Source organism: Janthinobacterium sp. BJB304, assembly GCF_002735765.1.
In the GTDB taxonomy this organism is placed as follows: Bacteria; Pseudomonadota; Gammaproteobacteria; order Burkholderiales; family Burkholderiaceae_D; genus Janthinobacterium.
The window spans coordinates 1-18,960 of the sequence record NZ_PDZN01000041.1 but is presented as its reverse complement, the minus strand read 5'-3'; the positions used below and the strand labels follow the sequence as shown (position 1 = coordinate 18,960).

General features: G+C 50.5%; 15 protein-coding genes and 5 pseudogenes. 7 read left to right on the top strand and 13 right to left on the bottom strand.

Annotated features, from left to right (window positions below):
* Nucleotides 1-215 precede the first annotated feature (215 nt).
* Both CSQ95_RS28580 and CSQ95_RS28575 read left to right on the top strand, forming a co-directional pair.
* On the top strand, nucleotides 216-953 hold the full coding sequence (locus CSQ95_RS28580; protein ID WP_099411960.1) for a hypothetical protein: 738 nt from the start codon (nucleotides 216-218) through the stop codon (nucleotides 951-953).
* Nucleotides 940-2,019 (top strand): FRG domain-containing protein, encoded by a 1,080-nt coding sequence (locus CSQ95_RS28575; RefSeq protein ID WP_099411959.1) that lies wholly within the window; start codon nucleotides 940-942, stop codon nucleotides 2,017-2,019. Before CSQ95_RS28580 ends, CSQ95_RS28575 begins: the two co-directional genes overlap by 14 nt.
* Before the next feature lie 46 nt (nucleotides 2,020-2,065).
* Here the strand turns inward: CSQ95_RS28575 and CSQ95_RS28570 are convergent.
* From CSQ95_RS28570 to CSQ95_RS28540, 8 genes and pseudogenes are all read right to left on the bottom strand, one after another.
* Nucleotides 2,066-2,239, bottom strand: a pseudogene (locus CSQ95_RS28570) (IS3 family transposase); the annotation flags it as partial.
* 873 nt (nucleotides 2,240-3,112) lie between these two features.
* Nucleotides 3,113-3,796, bottom strand: coding sequence for a hypothetical protein (locus CSQ95_RS29520; RefSeq protein WP_143450128.1), 684 nt, complete (start codon nucleotides 3,794-3,796; stop codon nucleotides 3,113-3,115).
* A complete protein-coding gene (locus CSQ95_RS28565; RefSeq protein ID WP_099411958.1) occupies nucleotides 3,783-4,904 on the bottom strand; it encodes a hypothetical protein in 1,122 nt (373 codons plus the stop codon). The genes CSQ95_RS29520 and CSQ95_RS28565 overlap by 14 nt, the downstream gene beginning before the upstream one ends.
* A complete protein-coding gene (locus CSQ95_RS28560) occupies nucleotides 4,904-5,968 on the bottom strand; it encodes a hypothetical protein (RefSeq protein WP_143450126.1) in 1,065 nt (354 codons plus the stop codon). Before CSQ95_RS28560 ends, CSQ95_RS28565 begins: the two co-directional genes overlap by 1 nt.
* A 617-nt stretch (nucleotides 5,969-6,585) precedes the next feature.
* The gene (locus CSQ95_RS28555; protein ID WP_099411956.1) at nucleotides 6,586-7,866 is read right to left on the bottom strand and encodes an RES family NAD+ phosphorylase; all 1,281 of its coding nucleotides are present in this window, start codon (nucleotides 7,864-7,866) and stop codon (nucleotides 6,586-6,588) included.
* A gap of 345 nt (nucleotides 7,867-8,211) precedes the next feature.
* Nucleotides 8,212-8,325 (bottom strand): annotated as a pseudogene (locus tag CSQ95_RS28550) (IS5/IS1182 family transposase); the annotation flags it as partial.
* Nucleotides 8,326-8,345: 20 nt separating this feature from the next.
* Nucleotides 8,346-8,453 (bottom strand): annotated as a pseudogene (locus CSQ95_RS28545) (IS110 family transposase); the annotation flags it as partial.
* 305 nt (nucleotides 8,454-8,758) lie between these two features.
* Nucleotides 8,759-10,105: a GrpB family protein gene (locus CSQ95_RS28540; protein ID WP_180279200.1), complete on the bottom strand. Its 1,347-nt coding sequence runs from the start codon at nucleotides 10,103-10,105 to the stop codon at nucleotides 8,759-8,761.
* 546 nt (nucleotides 10,106-10,651) lie between these two features.
* Between CSQ95_RS28540 and CSQ95_RS29515 the strand changes: the two genes are divergently transcribed.
* On the top strand, nucleotides 10,652-11,305 hold the full coding sequence (locus tag CSQ95_RS29515; RefSeq protein ID WP_143450125.1) for a hypothetical protein: 654 nt from the start codon (nucleotides 10,652-10,654) through the stop codon (nucleotides 11,303-11,305).
* 106 nt (nucleotides 11,306-11,411) lie between these two features.
* On the opposite strand, the pseudogene CSQ95_RS28535 reads toward CSQ95_RS29515, so the two are convergent.
* A pseudogene (locus CSQ95_RS28535) lies at nucleotides 11,412-11,832 on the bottom strand (integrase core domain-containing protein); the annotation flags it as partial.
* Between the two features lie 1,098 nt (nucleotides 11,833-12,930).
* On the opposite strand from CSQ95_RS28535, the gene CSQ95_RS28530 reads away from it, so the two are divergent.
* From CSQ95_RS28530 to CSQ95_RS29505, 3 genes are all read left to right on the top strand, one after another.
* Nucleotides 12,931-13,572: a hypothetical protein gene (locus CSQ95_RS28530; protein WP_099411954.1), complete on the top strand. Its 642-nt coding sequence runs from the start codon at nucleotides 12,931-12,933 to the stop codon at nucleotides 13,570-13,572.
* Between the two features lie 13 nt (nucleotides 13,573-13,585).
* Nucleotides 13,586-14,305, top strand: coding sequence for a hypothetical protein (locus CSQ95_RS29510; protein WP_143450124.1), 720 nt, complete (start codon nucleotides 13,586-13,588; stop codon nucleotides 14,303-14,305).
* 423 nt (nucleotides 14,306-14,728) lie between these two features.
* A complete protein-coding gene (locus tag CSQ95_RS29505) occupies nucleotides 14,729-15,409 on the top strand; it encodes a hypothetical protein (protein WP_143450123.1) in 681 nt (226 codons plus the stop codon).
* A 37-nt stretch (nucleotides 15,410-15,446) separates the two neighbouring features.
* On the opposite strand, the pseudogene CSQ95_RS30255 reads toward CSQ95_RS29505, so the two are convergent.
* The 4 genes and pseudogenes from CSQ95_RS30255 to CSQ95_RS28515 form a co-directional block, all read right to left on the bottom strand.
* Nucleotides 15,447-15,545, bottom strand: a pseudogene (locus tag CSQ95_RS30255) (transposase); the annotation flags it as partial.
* Nucleotides 15,546-16,408: 863 nt separating this feature from the next.
* Nucleotides 16,409-16,603 carry a hypothetical protein gene (locus CSQ95_RS29500; protein ID WP_143450122.1) on the bottom strand — a complete coding sequence of 65 codons (195 nt, stop codon included), beginning with the start codon at nucleotides 16,601-16,603 and terminating at the stop codon, nucleotides 16,409-16,411.
* Between the two features lie 169 nt (nucleotides 16,604-16,772).
* The gene (locus CSQ95_RS29495) at nucleotides 16,773-17,309 is read right to left on the bottom strand and encodes a hypothetical protein (RefSeq protein ID WP_143450121.1); all 537 of its coding nucleotides are present in this window, start codon (nucleotides 17,307-17,309) and stop codon (nucleotides 16,773-16,775) included.
* A gap of 234 nt (nucleotides 17,310-17,543) precedes the next feature.
* Entirely contained in the window at nucleotides 17,544-17,978 is a 435-nt protein-coding gene (locus CSQ95_RS28515; RefSeq protein WP_099411951.1) for a hypothetical protein, read from the bottom strand.
* A gap of 839 nt (nucleotides 17,979-18,817) precedes the next feature.
* Between CSQ95_RS28515 and CSQ95_RS28510 the strand changes: the two genes are divergently transcribed.
* On the top strand, nucleotides 18,818-18,960 hold a 143-nt coding region (locus tag CSQ95_RS28510), incomplete at its 3' end, for a helix-turn-helix domain-containing protein (RefSeq protein ID WP_143450120.1).

The following is an 18,960-nucleotide window of genomic DNA, read 5'->3' as shown; positions in this document are numbered from 1 at the left end:
CCTGCGGCGCTCCTGGCTCACCGTCACCACCTCGATTGTTTGCTTGTTCCTAGTCATATGCACAGTCCTATTCCTATCCGTAAGAATAACGCATAGGCTGTGTCTGGTGAATCAAGGGGCTATTTCATGATCCATTTCGTATGCCGGGCCGTAAGTAAACTCGGTACACAGAACCAGAATTGCTAAGTGACCGCCAAGAAGCGGAGAAGGGTGCGATGAGCGACGAGCTTTTTCCAAAAACAAGGAGCGCCGAGATATTGGGTGAGTTGTCTGCCTGGACGTCCGTAGCAGACGTCATGGTCGCTGCGCGCATACTTGAGGCGCGAACTGTTCCTGGCGACCAGCCTGATAGCCTTTTGCTGATGCCTCTGGATCATGCAGACCCTAAGTTTGAGCAGATATTCGCAATCTTGCTTCGATACCTGATGGATGGATACGTTGTGCCTTCCCAGAAGGTTGCTGTTTGTCGCGCCTTGGATCCGCAGATCACTGAGGAGACTGGACTTGCACTGCAATCGCTGCGTTTTAGGCCCAACGTTCAGGTGGGAAGGGTTTCCAGTATGCCCGACAAGCGAGCGTTCCGCATCCAAGACCAACCCGCCGTGATTGAGCTTATCCGAGCGCCCTTAAACTGTCTCATGGGTCTCTATTTGGACAAGTACGAATACACCAAGCAGTTGTGCGATATAGTTGCCGAAGCTGAAGAAACGACGGGGGGGCGCCCAACGATTTTTCATAGACCTTACGCCGACGCTTGCCTGCCAAGCTTTATCGAGGCAGGGTGTTTCTATGCGCTTGGCTTGGAAGTTGGCACACGATTTGCCTCTCCGGGGCACGCTAACATTGATACCGCTTACCGGGCCGTGAATGTTCAAATGTTCCCTCCAGTAGACCCAGCTTTGATAGGAGTAGCAATGCAAGCCAGCCAGAGGATGCTCGATGAGCTCCGTTGACCAGCTCTTCGCCCACCTGCATAACGTTAATCCGATTGCAGATCGGGTCTCACCTGCTTGTGATATCGGACTAGTCAACAATAGCGCCGGGTCTGCAGGATACCTAGATCCACTTTACGGAAACTGTTGGAGTTGGACTCCGGCCCACGGCGCTGCGGTGTATGGGCTCACGGATGATCTTCCCGTTGGCCCCCTGGATGATCTAGCCAATGGAACATTCTTACGAGTACCGTTCCGCCGGGTACCTGTTATTGAGGTCAGTTCTATTAAGGAAGTACGCGCTATCGCTGGGAGCGTGAAATCGGGTGATCCAAACTTTAGAGGAGTATGGCGCGGGCAGTCCAGCCACTATACGACGGAGAAAAAGGGGCGCACGAAGGAGGAGCTGCTCCGGCTTTATGGAGCTGAGGACGTAGACGAGCCTTCTTTGTTGCCTTCCGCAGCAAGAACGGATCTGTACTTCCCAGACAGCTTCGGCGCATGGTCCGCATTACTGGATCTCTATGTTCACGAGCGAGTGAGAGAACAGGGAACGCAGCGGGAGCTACTGAATTTCGTCAATTCCTATCGCTATCGGATGTGGGGTTTCGCGACAGCACAGCACTACGGCCTTCCAAGCGTGGGCTTGGATGTCACGCATGACATTGATGTGGCCTTGTTTTTTGCACTTCACACATTCAAGACGAATGCAGACGGTATCACTACGGCCACGCGCGCGACCTCCGATGCGGCGCCAATCGTCTATGGCCTCGGTGGCTTTAGTAATCATGAATTGTTCGAAGATGAGAAATTGGCGCCGAGCCGCCTTTTGTGCACCCGGCCAGCCGCGCAATCAGCCATGTTCTTTTCCACAGGCTGGGGGCACGCGCCAAACAACGCCGCACAACGGATTTATGTCGCGTTGAAACTTGTAGGGCACGAGGCTTGGAAGTTCGACTTTCAGCCGTCGCACTATTTTCCCAAGCCACAGGACGACGAGTTCCTTCGATTCCTTCTGAAGCGTAAAAGCGACCTCAAGCTGCCCATTATCCAAGACTTGCTATCGAAGATTTACTACGTCCCTTGAGCAGCAGAAGAGTCTCCAACGACAGTAGCTAAGCTAGATGTAGTGGTCAACCCATCCCGGACACTACGTTAAGTTTTTCTTCGGCGACGGCAGGTGCCAGTCCCTGGTTGAACTGATGTGGCCGTATCCAGTTATACCGGCGCATCAGGTAATGGCTGATGTCCCGTTGTGCTGCCTGTGCCGTTATGTAACCAGTTGACGGTAATCCCCCCATTTTTAGAATGCACTAAAAGTAGAGGTTAAGCGGCCAAGGCAAGCTTCTGTTTTGGCGTGATACCGTCAGGTGCCATGTCGCGCCGGCCGTGGTGGCAACTCCACCGCCAGCGCGCAAAATTCTCGATCTTATCCCGCGCTTCAAGCAGATGATAGGCCTCGCTGTCAAAGCCAGCTGTGTCGCTAAAGCGCGTGGAAGCAGGCGCTTTGCTGTTTCGATCGGATAAGCCATCCTTCGCCGGCGGTTGCGGCTAAGGAAGGTCTGCTTTTGCTTGAGCGGGGTGAGTCTTTGCAGGGCAGGGAGGATACCTGTCATCCGAGGCCTTAGCGACATCGGCGAATGACTGGGAACTGATCGGCCGACCGCGTTGCACGAGCTGATCCGGCAACACGGCCGATCCGCATGGGTGACGCAACAGTCACCGAAGCAGCCTCAGGGTAATAGCCAACAGCCGGCCGCGTCGGCGCCGTAGACCTGATCGACCACCTGCCGCCGTCGCAAGATCGACTAGCAACGCAGCAGCTGGCGCGATGAGGGCTGCACCGGACGGCACCGATCTGGTTCATCAGTTGGTGATGTGGTCTGCCGGGCAAGAGTGTGCGTCAGAAAGCCGCGCTGCACCGTGCCATTCTCGACCAGAGGGGGGGCGAGTTCAGGCAGCAACTCGCCTACAAGATGGAATGAAACGGCGACCTATTGTTGGCCGCGCCACCGTACCACACCAGCCAGACGTGTCCAGCTTAGGGGGCGGCGGGACGGGAACGGTGCGTACGCCACCGCATCAACAATAAGTTGCTCCGGGTCCTACAAAAAGCCGCATTTCAAGCGACTTGCGAGTGTCTAGTGAGTTCGTGGCGATTCACACAATCGATTCGCAGGCTATAGTCCAGCACTCAAGACCAACTCATCAAGGGCACTGAGATCGTCCCATTGCGATTCATCAAAACGAAGAGTTCCCCGGCGTCCTATATCAAACTGGACATTACTCGCATGCGGAGTTCCGACTTGAATCGTAGCTCGTTCTAAACGCCCTGATACAAGTTTGGCCTCGAAATCGCTTATGGCGTCGCGCTCGGATGCGATCTGCACTTTGCATGTACTTTCGTTCGTAAGGGGAACATCGAAGTAGACCGCCTGGACGACTTTCACTCCTTTTGAGCTGAGATTATTTCGCGCCAATTTAATAAATTCACAGATATCTACGTTCAACTCGCCAACAGCGCAGTCCCCATTTAGAGCCCGGTTCAAAGCACTCAAGAAATTTCGCAAAGAACGCGGGGGAGAGTGGATGCACAGCACGTGCCGTGAGCTATTCTTGAGTATCCTGAAGTCAAAACGAGTGTATCGGACATATGTGGTCGCCACATGTTCGCCAAACGGGTTCTGCGAGGTCTCAGTTATGGTTTCTTGTTGAACAAAACGAGCGACAATCTTTCGCCGGGCAACATCTATTAATTCGAAACCGAATAAGGAACTCTCGCTGAAGCTGAGTTCGCTTAGAAGCTGCGCAAGGTTCGCTGTTGTGTAATCAGTGAAAAGTTCGAGCCATTTAAGCCGTATCATTTTTCCCTCGTGCGTTTTCGAGAAGTTGACGTACCGCTGCACGCGCAGCAGACTCGATCAGTTTACCTACCTCGCGATCACCTTCAGTGCCGAACTGCTTTCGACTCTTGCTGTGTTCGCCATTTTCTTGATATTCATAGTAACCGCGGACGAGATAGGAAAAGTTCGTACAAAATCCAGGTTCGCCGAATTGCGCTTCGAACTCGACAATATCGGAGTCGAACGCTCCCTTTTCGCGGCACTGCCAAACTATTTTCGATACATAGAAACCCTGGGTAAAGAACCCGCGAAGTTGAGGCGACTCCAGCACATTACCTCCCTTCATGCTCGCGCTCTTGATGTGAATACCAAGATCTATTTCTTCGTCACCCGAAATGTCTGAACTGTCTTCTTCATTCGCTACGGTCGGGCCCGTGCGCCTCTTGTCCGGGTTAAACAAATATAAATCGGTCACATCGCTCCGTTGGTAGCCTGGAATGCCATCGATCAGTGCGCGGAAAAACTGAATCCTGTCCTTGCTTGATGGAACGCTTTTGAGATCGATGCGTTCAGTCTCGACATCCACCTTAAGGACGTTTGTAAGATAGTCAACCAGCCCATCAGAGACTTCATCGACTTTTTCGTTCTGAGGTCCCCGGAGGACGAGTGTTCCGCCTTCCTGCTCGATAGTTATGACAGCTTCCTTATTCTCGACTTGTCGGAACTCACTTTTGTTAAAGTGCAGTTGTTTATACCTGACGTTAATTTGCACTGTTCCATCGGGATTTACGGTCACAGTCGCGGCGTCGTTCTGATCGATAAGGGTCGCCACCACAGCATGTGCCGCTGCCTCAATGTGCTGCAGATTTGCATCTCCTGTAATGCGCGTCGGGCCCATACGCTCACGGCGTTTGGGCGACTCGAAAATACGTGCGAGTGTTTCGAAATCATCGTAGTCATGAGACAGGCGTGCAAAATGCATTGCAAGCTGCCTACGAGGCGTCCCCGTAGCAATCACCATCCCGTGCCGGAGAAACAATTCCCTAAGATCGGACGCCGTCACAGAGCTTTGATTGATCGCATCGAAGAGCGCTTTGTCACTCGCACTGTAGATTGATCCCGATGCCATTATTGATCCCATCCCAATTTAGTCAGTGAAAACGATTGCTTTTGAATGTCCAGAACTTCAAAACTAATGGCGTCCAGCTTTGATTGAATGTAATCATCGAACCCCCAATCATGTACAAACGCCTTTATTGCTCGCCTATAGTGACTTTTGATAGCAGGGTCAGGATTGTGATGTGCAACTCGAATACGAATTTGCTTTTCCCCATCTAACAGCTGGCAGCTAGAGAGCACGTCGAAAAGATACATGAACTCGGAGTGCGTTTTCCCAGGACGGTTGTAGTAGACGACAGCCCCTTCTCCAAACGTTTGACTGCTTTCTCCGGAGGTCTCGTCGCGCGTAACCACAGCATCATGAGAAACGATGAAATACGGTCCGCTCAACGCTTCAATGGTTGCCGGCCGATGCTGCCGCTCCAGTCTAACTTTGTGAAGTTTTTGGTCTGGATAATAAAAGAAGTAATTTGCCCTGGGAAATGTTCCGTCCATATGCATCGCATTGACATCGTTGAGGATGGTCTGCATGTAGGCGATAGTCCGCGGCTGGATAATATGTATTAGCTGGCCGGGTTCAAGCGGAATTCCTCCGACGTCTGATGATGCGTCCTCCTCACTTGGCGGTTTTCGTTTTGATGGAGCAAAATAGCGCTCGAATCCGTCGTCGAAATCTGCGTCGTGGTTGTAGACGAAGAGTAGTCCTCTAATTTCATCCGACTCCTCCACGTCGTACCTAACCTTCCATACACTACTTGCGCGTGCGCAATCGATTGTCTGGGCTAGCGACCGCAGGGCGGATCGGACATTCGGTCCAGTAATGGAGCTTTTAGCGTAGCTCTTGAGGTCGGTATTAAAGAGTATCCGGCGGTTTAGGTAGGGGTCACGGTAGAAAAAGACTACGTCCGTCGGATGCGTGTGCTTCTGTTTTTTGTTAGCCCGCGCGTGCTTATCCGTTTTCAAGCAGTCGAAGTTTCGATCTTTCAACGGAAATCGCTCCCAGCGGAACCACTTCAGCAATTTATTTGAAACTTGCGTTGCTATTTCAGCTGTAGGTCCAGTTTCACCGCCCATTCAAAAGCCCTCTCACGTCCGCTAAATTGATCCATAGCATAGGGCAATAATTTCCAAATAGCAAAGCAAGTTTAATTATGAGCGAGCGAGCGGCTCGAACGGTGTGACGAAGGCACGATTTTTTGCCATCCCTCTGATCTCGGATTCCCCGATTGGAAAATTAGCTTCCGCACTCACTGTAGATATTGCCTGCAACAACATGCTTGGTTACGCCGACCACGCCTGCCTACTCAATCTTGTAGCGATGCGGAAGCCTTCAAAGAGTGCCGCCAAGTGATTTCGCGTTTCGGTTTGAGTGTTGGGATCGCATTTACTGTCTGCTGGCAGATAGACAAGCTACGCGCTGGGGTGATCTTGCCCGGTATAACCAGACACAGCCTATCGCTTAGTTAGCCCCACTTTCCGGAGCCCGGCGCGCGAGCTCCCTCCTGTACATGCGAGGTGATTTCAAGTTCAACGATAAGCGAGTATATCCTCGTTGAAATGCGTAAAAGCGTCTGGCAACTGGGCGAGCACGACTTCTGCCGTGCTGCGGTCCATCAGGCTGACGTACGATCTTGACGCTATGCGACCATCATTCGAATTTCTATTTGTACTAAATATGCAGACACGAGAAATTAATTCGCCATGAACAGCGAACCAATATGAGTGTATTCGTCAGCCTTGGTCTCAATGGCCGTGACACGATGAAATCTTAGTGAACCCGACACGCAGTAGAGCATGTCTCCAGCCTCAAATGGCTCCTCTGCGTCCTGGTCAAGATCGCCTTCAAAACCACCCGCAGCAGGGGCGGGAGCTTGATAGAACGGCATATCGCGATAATTCTTTTCACTTACGACACTAGCTTCTGGAAACAAGACTACGTTAGTTCCTTTCTCGCCAGTTTGCACGGAAGGAAAGACGAGTCCATTGACTTGGCTGCCGAAGCGAAACCGCAAATACTCGAAAACGACCTGAGTCGACAGGTAGCTCAGCTCATCATTGCGACCTTTGGGTTTGGACATTTTCTTCACCAATGACGCAACGAAGGCCTTAAGATTCTGAGTGTCGCGGCAGCCCTCATCTAGCAAGGTCCTTGCTGGTGCCTCGACTTGGTCTAGCTTCGTCAGATCCAAGAATTTAAGCGTGTTGACAGGCGTCATTGCAATGCTTACCACGTTGTCCCCAGTAATTGCGCGGATCTCGCTTAAGCAAGTCTCACGCTCTAAGGCGCAGTAGATTGCCGAAATTCCGTTTGGTGTCATCCTTTGACTGCTGGCCTTGGTTTTGGGTGTAGCTCCGAGCTCGCTTGCCGGAGATTTCGCAATCTTCTTTACGCCTTGGTAATCGGATGCGGATCGAGCACGGTAGAGCGGTTCCCCTTTGGAAATCACCCTGGTACACTCGGGTTTAAGCATGTCTCCCTCAGCGGCCATGAAAGAAAAGACCGAATCGAGAAAAGCTTTTGCGTCCGGATTGAAGAAACGATGCGAGTGCCTGACGTCAAGTGTGAATTTGTGCCACGCCGCTTCGTACGAATTGCTCTCCAGAAGACCGTTATCCGCGAAAAAATGACGATCCATGCCTCTTGAGTTTACCTTGAACTCCTTCGGGGCATACTCGTAAAGTTCGTCAAAATATGGTTCGTCGCCCAGGCCCGCCCACTCTGAAAGGACAATATCTAAAAATTCAAGCGCGATTTCGTCTGAGCCACCTTCAAAAAGCATCCAATACTCGGATGAGGATAGTTCGTCTTCTGTTGCAGTGTTCTCGGCGATCCGATCAAGGATGTAGTCAAACAAGACTTTAGGCTCTATCGCAGCGTTATCGATGCCGCAGAACTTACAAGGATGCTTCTTTTCATGAGTGGAGATGAGCGCCTTAAGAGGCGCTGGAGTAACGCAATCGATGCAGATCATTTTTTTCCTGTCAAAAGAAATAGGGTGCAGAAACGTGCAAGGCAGCCTCCCAAGTCGCCAATGTGATCGGCGAACGCTATTAAGCTCGGTGATTTTTTTGTACACTTTGTCCATCGACTCCATGATGGAGCCTTCTTTAAACTCTGGACGGCTCAGAACTCTTAGATAGACAGCCGTGCTGCATGCTTCGTATTCAGCTCATTAACACGCCCATCTAGTTACGTTTCAATCCACCGGATGATGGAGAGCGATACGTTGATCGAATCGTTTGGAATCGATCCAAGTATTTTACAGCGGGAAGATTCCGTTTCGAGATCCTGATGTAAGTTTGTAGCTTTAGAACGCCTAGCAAAACCGCTGAGCGTATCTCCAGCAGATGAGTATGCAGGCAAGCGAGAGGAATGCCTGGTGGATATCGGCACGGCGTTCGTAGCGGATGCGTAATCGGCGGAAACGGTGCCGTGGCTTTCCCCCGTCACCTTCGATCGATCCAACTCTTTGCGCAGCACTGCTTTACCCTGAGCATCTACGCCATGAGCCTGAAAAACGTTCTTTGCAAGATCAATGCCTGCGGTAGTCATCTTCATGGTGGACGCTCCTTTCGATTAAGGGAATATCACCCCTATTTTGGCACCTCGATGCCGTTTGAAAGAGGGCGTCCATTCCATTAGAACCCCAAATCTTATGCGACCGGAATTGTGTTTGCAATCGTAGGGACCTGTCCTTTACCAGATGGGTTGCGGATTTGGTTGGACGACGGTTCAGCGCTATTTTCGCAGTCCATTTCGGATAAACGTTCAGATCGAAAACTAATGTAGTCGGCCACTAAAATTGCTCAAAGCACGATATTTTGTTTTTTAACCACATGCTAACTAGATCACGATTGCATGAGCTACATTGCACTCCTATTACTTAACTTTGCCTCCATATATGACCGCCAGCGAAAATTAAGCCTTCTCTTTCTTAAACGGTAGACGCCGGGTAAAGTTGAAGGTGCTTTTTCAATCGCTGCATTATAATCTGACATAAGCAGCAAAGTATCTGATTCCAAATAATTTCTCGCCGCCACACTTTCAACCCGCTTGAATATTTCGTCAATGGTAGCGGCGGAATTTTTATAACCCAAAAATAAAACCAAAGAATCTGAAGAAATCAAAAAAACCATTATTGCCAGAATTGCTCGTGTAATAGATATTAAATTATCAGACTGCATAGATACTATTGCAGCTCCAACCACTATTGCGACGAATCCGACTAAAACCAAAAATATAAAACCAACTACGTTTGCGCTGTATCTTTGTAGATCACGCGTCCAGTAGGACGACTCTTCGATCATTTCCGCTAATCGCTTATAGCTTGGTGATTCTCGGGTAGCAAAGTGGTCTTCCTCGCGTCGAAAATTATCACTCGAGACGGAAACGCTAAATCCGTCACTAATTCTAAGTTTCTGCTGTATTGATGGATCCTTATCTAATCCACTTATCAATAATACTGCACGACGCGCCTGGTCACCCGCAGAGCGGTGGATTTGCTGATTTTGGTTATAATATGTCCAAAGTAAAATTAATATAAAACCTAACGCCGCGGCCGCAAAAAGATACTTGTTATCGTTCGAATATACCGACGCGGCAGCGATCAGTGATATTAAAATCTGCGTTAACATCATCTTTACTTGTAGCTGCTCTGCTGAATTTAACTCCGCACGCTGATGAGTTAGTAGTTGGTTTACACTAAACTCATTTTCAACCTCACGTAAACGGGTCTCTATAAAGATTTTTTTTCCGTGGGTATAAGCGCGAACATCCTTATGATGCGCTATTGCAAGCTTCTTTTTTAAATTAACATAATCTTTTGAGAATTCATGATTGTTAGATAATTCATCTTTAAAAATAAGCATTTCTCGCCCCCATCGGCGGTGTGGCTCACAAATGTGTACATGAAAACCAATTTCTCGATCCCTGTATTTCGTGAGGAAGTATCTCGGAACATTATCACATTTTTCATCTATTATATAACCCAACCCCTCCAAGAGTAGTACAAGCCGCTCAACATTACTCCAGTTGTTAATTGATATTAAAATATCAATTATTGGTTTGCTTGCAATGTTGGCAATAGAGGTGGACCCAACATGGTCAATATATATCTTTTCGTTTTTAAACTTTGACTGGATTATTTCAGCCTCTTTCGCAAACTGAGCCTTCCAGGCTGGATTGTAATCAAATATCTCAACAGTATTCATTCCGTCTTTCATCCGCCTGTATGGCTTCTGTTATTGTTCGTGAATTGCAATGCTATCAGACAACTAGTCACTGCGTAACGGCACGTGGTTTCCAAGGTGCGTCCCACATCGGTGCGAAGCTTCCGGTGGCTGGTTACTTTCCGTCAACCGAGCTCGAAGACGTATCGCTACGCTTGGCGGTCGCCTCCGGGCCGTTCATGTTAGAGGAGGAGTTGGCGCCCATGGAGTTGCTCGCCGCTGAACATGGCTAGGATCTGGATGATAGACAAGAGAACCAACTTCCTCGCTATTTCCGATATAACAGGGACGTGCAGACTACCGCTGGCCGCGTACTAAGTTGCCCTGAAATGCTACGCGACGGAGTAGGTTTTCATAAAATGGCAATGGCATGGAAACAGAATCAACTCAACGCGGTGTGCCTCCAATGATCTCAAAAGGCAAGCTGTCTTCCAGTAGTGGCATAGGGGTGTGTAATCTCGCAAAAAATCATGTTATATTACCAATTTCATAAATGTAAATTTATAGACTGGCTCCCAAGGAAAAATTATGGCATCTGTTCGAAGCAACTGGTCGGTAGCACACGAATCCTTTCATATCTTTGAGTGCATCCCACCGTGGATTGAGTGGCAAACGAAGCAAAGGGCTTCTCCAGACATTCCGGAGGCAATTCGAGCTGGAATTAACTTTTCTATCATTCTTGCATCTGCGTGTTATATCGAAGGTAACTTTGAGCGAATTCTTATTAAAAATATCAACGCGAGTGGTGAACACTCTACTCCTTTATATAAGCGTCTGATAGACGATCTTCGTCTTCGGGTTTCCAAAACCACCGGGAGCGAAGGGTACGATGAAATCTTTGCACTCGTTGTTGGCAAAAAGGCTAACGAGACTCTCCGGGAGCCAGGACTTTGGGAAAATATCAAGACATTGTTTTACTTTCGTAATGTCATTGCTCACGGCCGGGCTGTTGGCTATAAACTATATTTCCCACCTAATGTAGGGGGCTTTTGGGAAGAAGAGTTTTCCGGCGGTTACAAAAAAGTCGAGGATTTCCTATTGAAAAAAGGGTTGCTTGAGTCAAGACATATTGACGAGGAAAATAACTGGCATTATTTTTCTGACGACGTCGCCGACTTCTTTTGGTCTGCGGCGACCTCATTTGTAGAGAAACTCAACAAAACAGTTTTACCGCCGGCGTGAGGGGCAACGTAACCTACTGCCACCGGTAAATCCAACGTTATACTTACCTATTAATGTGCTTGCAAGTACCTTAAGCGGTGGAAGCGTATGGTGCCGAGTCGTAGTCTTAATCGTCGGTAATGGCGTAGTTGCTCAGTCCCTTTCGATCATAAACGCGCTTCACGAATAGGTCAGGGTTCTTTTGCTGCCATTCCGTGAGCGCCTGGATGGGTGTTTTAGCACCGATGGCCCGTTGTGGAATATGGTGGTTGTAGAGCTTTAAATAGTTGAGTAAGGTCGTCTCCAGATCGGCCCGGCTAATCGAATCGGGTCTGCTGCAATAACTCGCTGATACGGCCGTTGAATCGTTCGACCATGCCATTCGTTTGCGGATGCCGGGGCGGTGCCAAGCGGTGTTCGATACCCATGGCGGTGCAGACTTTATCGAAAGCGTGCTGGCCACTGGGCTTCCTGTCCTTTGTTGTGAAGCGGTCGGTAAATTGCGAACCGTTGTCGGTCAGCAGTTTGATGATCCTGATCCGCGAGGCCAGCTAGAGCCGGCGCAGAGGTCGACGCTGCTTTTGTTGGCTCGATCAACGCGTGATGGAGTGTTGGGCAGGAGGCAGACGGCTCGTTTCGATCTCGTCGTTGGATCAGGCAGCGACGAGATCGCAGCCCCGGTGCCTGGCACGACACCAAAGTCCCAACACTCCATGGGTTTTCATCGTTTTAAAACTATGAGTCAAGAGGGTCTAAGCTATTGATGGCGATTCAGTTCAATGATTTGTTGGAGGCTGCGGGGGTAAAGAACTTTCTTTGAGGTGCGAAGTAACTTGTTGGAGTATCGAAAGGAAACGCTCATTATCACCTTATGGTCCGCGTGACGAGCCATAAGGCATTGAAGTGGTCGGTCGATGTGTCTGGCCAGTGAGGAGTATTCCGCGTCCTGGTGGCGCCCGCCAGCCGGCCGGACGCCGGCACCAAGGAAGAATATGTTCAGCGTCAATAACGTAAGACGTCACAAAGTCACGCACGCACCGCTTGCGGCCGGAGCTACTCGGCTAGTCGGTGGGATTGAATCCGCAGATTTCCGTTGCACATGTGGTAAAACCTGGCATGCGGTGGCCACTGATAGAAATGTTTCTGATGGCCAGTTTGCGTTGACCAGTACAAGCATCACCGTAAATTGCCCATCTGCTGGATGCAAATTGCAGTGGCGAGTTGATGGCGATGAATTCAACGCGCTGTAGATGGGAAAATTTCGGTGTTCAGGGTGTCTAGGACACTCCACACGGGTATTCAGGATCGACTATAGAATTACGATGAGAAAGCGGGGATATAACGTGGGCATTCTTAAGCAGATATGGGGAGCTTCGCGTGAAGACGTTATTAGTGTTGTCAGTGCAGACGCGCGCGCGCGTCGCCCTGATGAATCTAAGCGAGTTCACCCGGAAAAAATTCGAGCAGATAAAATTCGGCGCTTAGATGAAAGGGGGCCTGCCTATATGAGCGCTGCTGGCTGGAGGCGTGCACAAGAATTATTACATGCGGCGCAGGAACGACCCGCTAGGAAGAAAAATCTGAAGAAGTCCTGAGCATTTAACTCGTATAGAAAAATACCATATAACGGACTACAAGGAAAACAAATGCCGATCGAGTGGGGTGTCATACAGAGCGCGATATCTGCAAGTGCTGGACTTGTGGGCGTTTGGCTGGGTGGAAGGCTGACTTGGCAACGTGAGGCAAAACGGGAAATGGAGCGAAATCTGAAAGAGGCAAGCTACTTGGCTATTCTGGTAGTTGCTCATTTAGATCGCCTGGCAACTGCTTGTCTTCATGTTGCATATGATGACGGGACGGAGGAGGGGCGACCGGCCGGGAGCGGTGGTTGTCATGCGTCAACGGTTAGTACCCCTAATTTTGATCCGCTCGAGATCGATGTGAACTGGAAGGCTCTCCCGCAGAATTTGATGTATGACATTTTAGGTCTGGCTTACCGCATCGAGCAATTGAACCGCGAGGTCGCGCAAGAGTGGCTGGATGATCCGCCAGAATATACAGAATTCTTTTGGGCGCGCCGGTACGGATATGCCGTACTGGGCCTTACTATCTCAGAGTTAGCGCAGAGGCTCCGTGAATACGCATCGTTGCCATCTCTGTCTCAAGAGCAAGATGGTTCAAACCGCGATTTTCAATTGAGCGAGCAAAGGGACAAGGTAAATGCTGAGCGACAGGCCTATCAAGCGAGAATTTCGGCCAATAGACCCAGAGTTTCAGAGATTTCATGAAGGAAAACGCAAGATGATATCAGCGCCTGAACCGCAATCCCATTTGTTGAGTATCGTCGAAGTATCGCACGCCAATAGAATAAGGTGCCAGGCCGACGGATGCGGTCATTCAGTATTCAAGCGCATACACGTCGTCCTTGATAGTGGCAAGTTCCATGTCCTGGGATCACAATGTTTTGCAAAGCTCTATGGTGGGCTGGGTACAGCGGCAGCGCCTTATTATGGTGGCGGCGATGCAAGACGACTTACAGACGACGAACGAGCCATGTTGCTGGAAAACACCATTCGATTCATTGAACAGCTTGAAAACGAACGCATTGAGAATGAGCGTGTTGCTGTGGCTCTGGAAGCGGAACGACAGCAGACTAAACGTGCTGCTGCCGCTCTCGAAGCGGAACGACAGCAGAATGAACGTGAAATGATTGCTGCTCGACAAGAAAATACAACTCGGATTTATGATGTCGATCCCGCTTTTACGTCAAATAAGTATCGGTATATTTGGAGTTCCAGTTGGTGGAGATCTAGTGGTGCGCTTTTGGAAAATGTGAGAGCAGTTTTGCGTCGGCCGATGCATGTTGACGTAATTTACAGGGCCATCGTAGAAGCAGTGCGCCAGCCGACGATCTCACCAATTGAATTTGCAATTCGGCTTAAAGCTGCTGGGGTTCCTAGTGATGTGACATTGCAGTGTTTGTGCGATCTAAAGTTGGCTGTACGTGGAAAAACGGTATAAATCGTTTTGTTTGATTTATCCTAATAGGGGGGCGATCGTGCGCCAGGACCAGACAATTGAAATCTATCAACGTGCCTTCGATCCGTCGATGGGCGAAGAGCAGGGCGCGCAATGGTGAGCCGATGTGAGCACCGAATATGCTATTCACGCATGCCAATACCGAAAGTTTTACGGCCGAGTTGCTGAAAATGCGTCCTGGCGGCGCTGCCGACAAAGGCATCCGCGCCCGGTCCGACGGGGCGGAGGCATCGAGAGCAGCGGCGTGGTGCTGGCCCGGTGAGGGAAGATATGCGCGAGGATCAGCTGATCGCTACACAATGGAAGACCCGTCCAGCCGCGAGTTCGAAGCCACAGATTGGCTGGTAATCTGAACGACAGGGGAAATCACTGACTACGTCATTGGACGGGGACTAAAGGAAATCGATGGGACAAGCAAAAAAGCGTGGCAGCAGAGAGGAAAGAAGGGCAAAGGCTATTGACCGAGCAGACGTTTTCAAACCGCATTCCGTCGAGTACCGACGTATGCTTGAAGCCGCCGTGAAGGAAGCCGAGCAACTCGGACTGACGCCTTTACCAACCGTGCGCGCTTACCGTAGTGTGCACGACGAAACGGTAGAGGCAGTCCGCGACCTCTGCAACAAGGAATTTTTGTCCCGATTAAAAAGAGTAATCCCTGGATATTGGGGGGCGTCGTGCCAGACCCTTGCAACTCATCTGTTTGCTTGGTTGCGTATTGGCGGCTACGATGTTGACTTAGTCGTAGGCGAAGTAACCATCCAAGGCAACCTCGAATACGAGGCCACCCTCGATAACATTCGTGACGAGTTCCGCGTGCCTCCAACGGAGGGATCTCAGCGCTTGCACATGTGGCTAACCATAGGCGATGACGTCATTGTAGATCCGGGTTTGGCACATCGCCTGATCAAATACTATCGTGTCCCTGAGCACGTTCTGGAGCCAATCCTTGTTCATCGTGCGGATGAGTTTGGAACCCGCCTGGCAGTTCATCACTGGCCAATGCTGGTTGGTGCGGACTTTGCCGCAAAAACGAATAGCGTTAATCCTTTTGATTTACTCGACAGATACAAGTCGGCCTTGCTATGACGTTGTATCGGGAAATACCTGCACCACTCGGCGCAGCTCGGGTCATGAGTGAGGTATCCATGCCGTCGAACTGGGAACGCCACTTGTAGAATGTGGCGTTGCTGATGCCAAGTTTGCGGCACAGGTCGGAGACAGGTGAGCGGGTAATCCCCCCACTTTTAGAGCGCTCTAAAAGTAGAGGTTAAGCGGCCAAGGCAAACTTCTGTTCTGGCGTGATGCCGTCAGGTGCCATGTTGCGTCAGCCGTAATCGCAACTCCACCGCCGGCGCGCAAAGCCCCCGATCTGGCCGAGGGCACGAAGCCGGAGACGGGCTAGTCTATCGTAGCCAACTGTGCCGAGGTAGCGCTCAGAAGCAGGCGCTCTGCTGTTGCCTCGGCCAGCTATGCCATCCTTCGCCGGCAGTTATGGCTAGGGAAGGCCTGCTTTTGCTAGCGCGCGGTAGGAGTGTCTGCAGGGCAGGGGAGATAGACTCAGCCCCGATCTCGCCGTTGGATCAGGCAGCTAGGAGATCGCGCGCCAGGAGTCTGGTAGGACACCCAGGCTCCAAACACGATTCATCGGTTTTTCAACGCTCAAGACCTATGGATCAGGAGAGTCCAAGCGACCGATGGTGTTTTACCCTAATGGCACCGTCCGCTTCCGCCCCGAAGCGGACGCGTGCGTACCTCAGCTGCGAGATTGGCTTCGGCCGCTATCGAACGTTCTCGCGCAGCCAAGTTGCGAGCAAAGGCCACTCGACACGTTTTTCTTTTGGCGTGTAGGGATTGGCCTCCCAACAGACCATTGCCTCCCTATGATCACTGTCTTTGTGAACAAGCGCCCCAAAACTGTCTTTCCATCTGACCTCGAACGAGGCTCCGCAATCGATAATCTTCAAGTCTGGCAGATCTGAACAGTATTGCTCTAATCGCTCTTGCACCTTATGCATGGTAGTCCTCGATATCTGGAGCGCATAAGCGTTCGCTGGGTCCGCTTTTGGCCGGTTTAAGCCTTATATTTTATTGCCAACGGATTTTCCATCCAGACTCGGCAATGAACTGAGACACGCCGCTCAAAGTCTCCACCCATGAATCAAAAGCACGATTTGGATTTGGACCACCACTACCGTCCCACCATTCAACGATGAAATAGCCTCCTGTTTTTTCCGGGTCATACTCAACTCGAACCTGATGAGTTGGATGTTCAGAATTCATGATAGTTCCTGTTGTGTTAATTTTTACCATACCTATCTCTGCTCGACGCGGTTTCACTATCTTTCGTCCGTCTGCTCCTGGCCGAACCCGGCCGTTCGGGGCAACATGGCAGGTTGTCAGGGTGAAAATCTAGCGGCTGTATCGTCAGGCTAGATTCGCCCCATACCGGTCATTGAAGTATTGCTCCTGACTCTGAAACTAGGCTAAATGGGCGCCAGCCGCCTGGTGGATCCCATTCACCATCACCACGAATCTGACCCGCGCTCGCATCGTAAAGGACTACACCGTCGATCCCAAGCGGCGACTGCTCCCAGATCAGACCTCCTGTATGGTCAAAAGCAAGAACTTCAGATGCAGAAGTTACAAGCACTGCGATGCGGCTATTTAGGTTCTCAAGGTCGCGCGAATCGTACAAATGGCCAAAGTAACCGTCCAGCTGATGGCGACGAACTTCGCCAAGGTAAAGATCAACGACGAACACGAACTGCCCAAAGCCGATGTAAACGATGCTCTCAGCGAAACGTGTGCTCTGAAAGCATGAGTACCCTGCGCTGGCAAGAATGTTTACGCGAGTCACCGGCGCACTATGGTGAGCGATCAAGACACTGGCAACGATGTTGGATTCTGAGGTTGGGCCGCGAGCAACAAGGACCCGACCATGTTCACTTTGCTCGCCAAGACTAAGAAATTTAACTTCCATCTGCATTTATTTCCAAGGGATACGTTGAGTGACCGCTTCTGGCCTATTGTGTTGAAAAACGCAGGTACGTTGACATTTAGATAGAAATTCTGCCAGCCTAGACTGGCCAGAACCGCCGCTATTGAATGATCACCGACTGCTTGGAGATCTGAGACCTCCAGAAAATCTTGCCGCTCGACTTGTTCAACACAATAGGCCGGTTGCAGACTTCGGCATGTTCCGCCTCAAAGCGGGCCTTGATTACAGTATTGCCCGAGACTTAAGGAAAGAAAGATACTTGGAGTTTTCGTGTGTAAAAATCTCCGGGCCAGCTCCCATATATGCGCGCATCAACTCATCAGCTGCACGATCTTTCTCATTGCTGTCCAACAGTATTTGCCCGAAACGTAGATGCATGAATGGGTTGCCGAGTGCGCCAGGGCAGGTCATGCCGTACTCAATGGCTTCTCTTGCAGTCGTTGTGTAGCCACCCAAGTAGGCGGAATCTGCGATCGCTGCTAGAACCCAAGTAGCAGCCTCCCAATCGTTCTTTGGGGCAGGAATTAAGCGCCATGCATCGTTGTACGCCGCAATGGCATCTTCGAAATTCCGTGCCTCGGCCAAACTGTCCCCGCGAGCACAATGGGCTTTAATCATCTGATGCATTTGGTCGTCAAGTTCTAGTTCTTGGTTCATCGTTTTTATAGTCAGGTGGCTTCCGGGTGATGAGTGTTTCCTGCGCAATACAAATGTCTGCTGTTGGCCGGTTGCGGTCGTCGGCAGGTTCCGCCTGCGGACTCAATCTATCAACGCAACACTTTAACTTAAATGCATCGTTGTAGAGTGGAAATGATGCGAAAAAGCACTCGAATCGATTGATCCGCGCCCCACAAATCCAGGGATTATTGTTGCAAGAGGTTTAGCCACGGAAGTGTTTATGGAGGAACCCGCCCAAGCTCAAGCGGCTTTTGCTTGAGCGCGGCAGTAGTCTTTGCAGGGCAGGGGAGATAGATAGGCCAGGCCCGATCTTGTCGTTGGAGCAGGCAGCGACGAGATCGCACACCAGCTGCTTGGCAGGGCGCCCGGGCTCCTAACGCAATTCATCGGTTTTTTGTCTTTCATGAGCTATGGATCAGGAGTGTCTATGCTTCATGTGGCGATTCAGTTTGATCTTGCCCCCGTACGCCGAGCCACGAAGTCTCGAAATCATGAAATACATCATCCACAAGAGGAATCCGCATGCGAAAGTCCTGACCTGGTTTTGCGCCTGCAGAGTTACCGGCTGAGGGGAAAATATCAGCACAGCCTTTGCCGATGGGCTACGGGACTTCAGTCGTCCAAAATCTCTTGTGGCGATCTGCCGCCGGTCATATGCAAAGAAGGAGTTCGGTGTAGGGAAGGGGCTGTCGATCTCAAAAATACAATCACTTTAGTAGAGGTGCTCAATTCTTGGCTCAGAAACCAAAAAAAATAGTTGACCCACAAGAATGATCGTTCTACTATATTGAGAACGATCATTCTACATCTTACGTCACATGGACACTTCCCAAGACTCGCCCCTTAACGCCCGCCTGTTGGCAAGCACGGAGAAGCTCATTTACTCCGGGGGCATTCACGCGACAGGCATGGACGCGATAGTCAGAGAGTCGGGTGTGGCTCGGCGCAGTATTTACAAGCT